Here is a 5,507-nt window from a genome sequence, read left to right on the forward strand (position 1 = left end):
GAGCATCTTTCATCGGTGTTTGTTTGATCCCGTGACGAGCGCCCCACCGAAAAATGGTAAACCACTTCTGCTATCTTATTTGGTGGGTGGTGTCAAGGATAGGGCCTTGCTGGCGATTCGCGGCGAGTGGTTAAACAGGGGTGGGGATCGGGGTTTACATCATCTTTCATCCTTTTGATGAACCCAGCCAGGTTTGAACTCTCGGGCCAAAGGGATTCGACTACGGCAGCAAGCGGTAATTTCGATTGTTGCCATCAAAACTGGTGTCTCTGTGCCAATACGCGGGATAACCACAACCGCCGAGCAAGCCGTGGATCGATGTGGAGTTAAATCGCAAGGATCCCAGGCGGGCCACGGACGCATTCAGTTCCGGGTTTCTTTTAATACTTTTTAATATAAGGACTTTGGGAGACGGTTTCGGGTTGCGTCAACGCATCAGCTGGCGTGCCCAGTTGAGAACCGGACATTGGGTTAATGATTGATAACGGACGGAATCAAGGGTTCGGTAACCGTTGACAGGGGTTCAGCAGCAGCCCGCGTCACCGCAGCCGCATCCGCCGGTGGAACAGTCGGAGCCACATCCACCGTGCTGTTGCGTCGCGGTTTCGTTGATTCCCACCACCTCGATTTTGAACGTCAGGGATTGGCCGGCTAAGGGGTGATTCAAATCGAAGGTCACTTTTTGGTCATCAATACTGTCAACCCGGGCCGGGATCTGCTGCCCCTGGGGCGTGCTCAGCATTAAGGTCTGGCCTACCTCAGGTTCCATTCCTGCTGGAATATCGGACTTTGGGAAGTCCTGCATCCGGCTGTCATCCCGATGACCATAGGCTTCTTCCGGGGAGAGGGTGAAGGTCTTGGTTTCGTTGAGCGACATACCCACGATCGCTGATTCAAAACCGGGAACCACAGTGCCTGAACCCATCTGAATTTCCATGGGCTGGCGACCTTCGCTGGAATCGAAGACTTCCCCATTGTCCAGTGTACCGGTGTAATCAACGCTCACGAACAATCCGCTATCAACTTTTTCCATTGAAAACTCCTTTATTGTAAAATGAATTAATCCAGTCATAATTGGGACGAATCATATAAAGTCAAGGTATTTTCCAAGTGGCGTGCAAGGGCGCAGCCTGCTTTCCTACACCAGACGATAGTGTTTAAGTCTTCTTGACAGGACCCTGATTTGCTGTAAATTCAAGAGTCAATACCACCAACTGCCGGGAGGAAAAACATGCGAATCGAAAAAGACGCGATGGGGGAAATGCAGGTTCCCGAAAACGCCTGGTATGGCCTCCATACGTCCCGTTCCATAAAAAATTTCAATGTTTCCGGTGAATCGTTGCCCCTGGCGATCGTTTACGCCATCGTGCATTTGAAAGCGGCCTGCGCCGCCGCTAACGAACAGCTCGGGCTTCTCGATCAACATCGATCCCTGGCGATTCGCAAGGCCTGCGAAACGATTCTCACCGGTGCGCACGATGACCAGTTTCCCATCGATGTCTTTCAGGCCGGATCCGGTACCTCCACCCAGATGAATGTCAACGAGGTGATCGCCAACCTGGCAGTCGTGCAAATGGGCGGGCAGCTCGGGGACAGGAAGATGATGCATCCTAACGATCACGTGAACAAGGGGCAATCAACAAATAATATTTTCCCTTCGGCCATTCGGTTGGCCGGTGTTCAACTAAGCTACCGGTTGGAAGCGGCACTCGACGCTTTGATTGCGTCAATCGCCGATAAGGCCGGCCAGTTTGCCAGGGTGGCCAAAAGCGGCCGCACTCACCTTCAAGATGCGGTGCCGATTACCTTGGGCCAGGAGTTTGACGGATATGCCCGTGCCCTGGAAAAAGCCAAGGCACGCGTCGCCGCCGCCGGTGAAAACCTGCTCGAAATTGGCGTCGGGGGGAATGCGGTAGGAACCGGGATCAATACCAAACCTGCTTTTCGATCCCATATTGTAGCGTCGCTCAATGATTCCACCGGCCTTTCATTCAAAGTGGCCCAAAACGGTATCGAAATCACCCAGTTTATGACGGATATGGGGCAGATGTCCGCGGCCCTTCGATTGTTGGCTCTGGATTTACTCAAGATTGCCAACGACCTGCGGCTGTTGGCTTCTGGACCCAATACGGGGCTTGGCGAGATAAGACTGCCGGCAGTGGAGCCGGGCTCTTCCATCATGCCTGGCAAGGTTAACCCCAGTATTTGCGAAGCCGCCAACATGGCCTGCATCCAGGTGGTCGGGTATGATGCCGCCGTAGCCATGGCCTGCGGGCTTGGTCAATTGCAGCTCAATACACATATGCCGCTGATCGGCAACAATTTGGTCAAGTCTTTCAACATACTGATTCGCACCTGCACCATGCTGGATGAAAAATGTATTCAGGGCGTTGTGGCGGATGAGGAAAAATGCCGAAAGCATTTCGAAGCCAGTGCGGGCTTGGCAACTATTTTGAACCCGGAATTGGGTTACGACAGGGTCGCGGCCTTGGTCAAGGAGGGACTGGCCAGCGGTAAAAACCTGAAAACCCTGGTGCTGGAGAAGCGCCTCATGTCTGAAGGCCAATTGGAACGACTGCTGGCCGGTGCCTTCGGCCCGAACCTCTGATCCCGGCACTCCGCTCAAAGGGCGCGGGGCGCTGCAGGATATGGATCCCGGTCCGCTGATGGCGACGGTGGCCAAGGCGGTCTGACAAGGTGTGGAAAAGATCCCGTGCGCCATAACCCATAGGGATTTATGCGGTCAGGCGCTTGTCGAACAATTCACGGTTTTCTTTCAGCATGCTGCCGGACATGAGATCCGCCATGGCGCTCTGATAGTGCTTCAGGTCGATCCCGGGGATCATCCGGTGGCGATGGATCTCCGCAAGCACGGCCATGTTCTGCATGCGGATGTCCGGCAGATCCTCATGGAATACGGAGATGACTTGAATGCCACGCGCACGGCAGAGATCCTGGACGTCACTCTCGGCGACCTCCGCCGTTTCGTTCAATCGGACGGAGAGCGGTTGCCACACCGTGTTGTAGTAAATTAGACACCCCTTGTCCTTCAGGACGGTTCCTGCCGCCCGCAGGGCTTCGTGCCGCTCCAGCGAAATCACCAGGTCCGCCTGCCCGGCGGGAACCAGTGGTGAGAAGACGTTTTCTCCGATGCGGATCTGGGACACGACGATTCCGCCGCGCTGGGCCAGTCCGTGGGTGTCCACGCTTTTTACCGGGTGGCCGCCGTGATCCGCTGCCCTCAGGATGACTTCACTGATCAGGCCGATACCCTGGCCACCCACACCGGTCAGATGGATATTGAAAGCCTTCATGCGTCACCCCCTTTACCCTTTTTACCGGCCGGGGCGATGGCTTTGGTCGGGCAGGTTTGGATGCAGGAACCGTCGCCGATGCAAAGATCGGTGTTGATGGTGACATTGCCCTCGGTGTCCCGCGTGAAGGTGGGGCAGCCGAAGGTTTCGATACAGGTGTGGATCCGCTCGCACACCCTCTGGTCGATCGTCACATGCTTCTGCTGATAGGTGGGATTTTTTCTTTGCTCACGGGTGAACTTGAGCATGCAGGGGTGCCGGGCGATCACCACACTGAATTCGTCGATGGCGATCATTTCGGTCAACAGTTCGGCCAGTTTGGCCTGCTGGTAGGTATCCACCTCGGCGATGTGCTGGACCCCTAACCCTTCCAGCACCTGGCGGACGGGTATCTTGTCCGTCACCTCGTTGAAGTTCCTCCCGCTGGCGGCATGGTCCTGGTGGCCGGTCATGGCTGTCGTGCCGTTTTCCATGAGAATCAGCGTGATGGGGTGCCGGTTGAATATCGCATTGATGATGCCGGGTAAGGCGGCATGAAAGAAGGTCGAATCACCCATAAAGGCGACAACCTTGCGGCTGGTGTTGAACAGACGCAAACCACTGGCCATGGCCGTCGATGCGCCCATGCACATGAGGAGTTGGCCCATCTCGTATGGCGGCAGAAAGCCCAGGGTGTGGCAGCCGATGTCCGCTACGGTGATATCCGTGGGGGCAAGGGCCTGTTTAATGGCGTGAAAGGCGCTGCGGTGGCCGCATCCCGGACACATCTGGGGTGGCCGATGGGGCGCCGGGTCCTCCGCTTCTAAAGTCGCTGCCGCTTGAACCATATCCGGCCAGGTGGCGGACAGCACATGACGAACCTTGTCCGGCGTATATTCACCGATCCAATCCTCCGACCGCGTTTTGCCGATAATCTTCACCGGAAGCTGCAGATCAAAGGCCATGGCCTTGATCTGGTTTTCCACCAGGTCGTCCAGTTCTTCGAGAACTTTGACCTCCCGGTGGCTGGAGAGAAAACGGACGATTGTCTTCCGGGGCAGGGGATGGACATAGGCCAGCTTCAGGATGTCCGGCTTGGCTGCTGCGCCATCCAATTCGTCCATTAGTGAAAGAAAAGGCAATCCCATGGTGATGACGCCCCGCGCGGTGTTGCCGTTATCAACGACACGATTCAGCGCAGTTTCTTCGGCCCGCTGGCGGACCTGTTCCAGTCTGGCCATGGATGTGCGTTTCATCTCGATGGCCTGGGTGGTGAGGGGAATATAAGGACCATTGGACGGATCGAATTGGGGGGTGTCGTCCGGCTCTACCGGATTCCAGGCGCCGAAAGTCACCCTTTCCTTGGCGTGGCAGACGTGGGTGGTGAGCCGCAGAATTACCGGCATGCCTTGCGTCTGGGACAGGCGGGCAGCTTCACGATAAAAATGATAGACTTCAGCCGGATCTGCCGGTTCGAGCATCGGGGTGTAGCTCATATGGGCGTAGTGGCGGTTGTCCTGTTCGTTCTGGGAGGAGTTGGCACCCGGATCGTCTCCCAGCACCACGACCATGCCGCCGATGATATTCATCAGGCTCAGTTGGACAAAGGTGTCCGCCGCCACATTGAGGCCGACGCTCTTGAAAAACACCGTAGACAGGTGACCGTTGACTGCCGCCCCGTAGGCCAGCTCTGTAGCCACTTTCTCGTTGGTAGAGAATTCGAAGTAAAAGGGTCGGTCGTTCTTGGGGATGGACTGGATGGCCAAGGCGATTTCCGGTGTCGGGGATCCGGGATAGGAACTGACGACCCGGGTGCCGGCTTCCACCATGGCACGGACGATGGCCGTGTTTCCCATGACAATCTCTGAAAAGGCATCGCGTCTGAGCAGCATGTCTCCCATTTTTTTCATGGTGCTTCTCCTGAGGGGAACCGTGATTGTCTGCAGATCTGATGAATGGTCGTCAACCGAGTAGACTGAGAAAACGATTGCGGACGGATTTTTTTATGCCGGGCATCGGTTAACCGACTTACACTCGTTACTCTATGATCGCAGGCGCGACTTGTCAATTTACCCCAACGTTGCAAAAGCTGGAGGGCTTCAGAGCCAAGGCGTCAAGGGTGAAGCTGTAATCGGCTACCGCGATCCCTTGACAACACGGGATCTGAAGTCCTCCAGCTTTCCTGGAAGGTAAACACAATGAGAAAAACTGAGC

At 55.8% G+C, this 5,507-nt stretch carries 4 protein-coding genes; 1 reads left to right on the forward strand and 3 read right to left on the reverse strand.

The genetic code is table 11. The annotated features are described in order from the left end of the window. Positions 1-523 precede the first annotated feature (523 nt). Complete coding sequence (locus tag QNK41_RS19860; protein WP_319260613.1) at positions 524-1,033, reverse strand: peptidylprolyl isomerase; 510 nt, start codon at positions 1,031-1,033, stop codon at positions 524-526. Between the two features lie 198 nt (positions 1,034-1,231). Between QNK41_RS19860 and QNK41_RS19865 the strand changes: the two genes are divergently transcribed. Beyond that, positions 1,232-2,608: an aspartate ammonia-lyase gene (locus QNK41_RS19865; protein WP_319260616.1), complete on the forward strand. Its 1,377-nt coding sequence runs from the start codon at positions 1,232-1,234 to the stop codon at positions 2,606-2,608. A gap of 127 nt (positions 2,609-2,735) precedes the next feature. On the opposite strand, the gene QNK41_RS19870 is transcribed toward QNK41_RS19865, so the two are convergent. Together QNK41_RS19870 and QNK41_RS19875 are read right to left on the reverse strand one after the other, a co-directional pair. After that, positions 2,736-3,314, reverse strand: a complete 579-nt coding sequence (locus tag QNK41_RS19870) for a 2-oxoacid:acceptor oxidoreductase family protein (RefSeq protein ID WP_319260619.1) — start codon at positions 3,312-3,314, stop codon at positions 2,736-2,738. Next, the gene (locus QNK41_RS19875; RefSeq protein WP_319260622.1) at positions 3,311-5,203 is read right to left on the reverse strand and encodes an indolepyruvate ferredoxin oxidoreductase subunit alpha; all 1,893 of its coding nucleotides are present in this window, start codon (positions 5,201-5,203) and stop codon (positions 3,311-3,313) included. Before QNK41_RS19875 ends, QNK41_RS19870 begins: the two co-directional genes overlap by 4 nt. Positions 5,204-5,507: the final 304 nt, after the last annotated feature.

The organism is Desulfosarcina sp., assembly GCF_033791525.1.
GTDB lineage: Bacteria > Desulfobacterota > Desulfobacteria > Desulfobacterales > Desulfosarcinaceae > Desulfosarcina.

What these genes read in the sequence shown, in the direction of transcription:
- QNK41_RS19860 (WP_319260613.1), bottom strand. Translation starts at nt 1,033, where the DNA reads ATGGAAAAAGTTGATAGCGGATTGTTCGTGAGCGTTGATTACACCGGT.
- QNK41_RS19865 (WP_319260616.1), top strand. Translation starts at nt 1,232, where the DNA reads ATGCGAATCGAAAAAGACGCGATGGGGGAAATGCAGGTTCCCGAAAAC.
- QNK41_RS19870 (WP_319260619.1), bottom strand. Translation starts at nt 3,314, where the DNA reads ATGAAGGCTTTCAATATCCATCTGACCGGTGTGGGTGGCCAGGGTATC.
- QNK41_RS19875 (WP_319260622.1), bottom strand. Translation starts at nt 5,203, where the DNA reads ATGAAAAAAATGGGAGACATGCTGCTCAGACGCGATGCCTTTTCAGAG.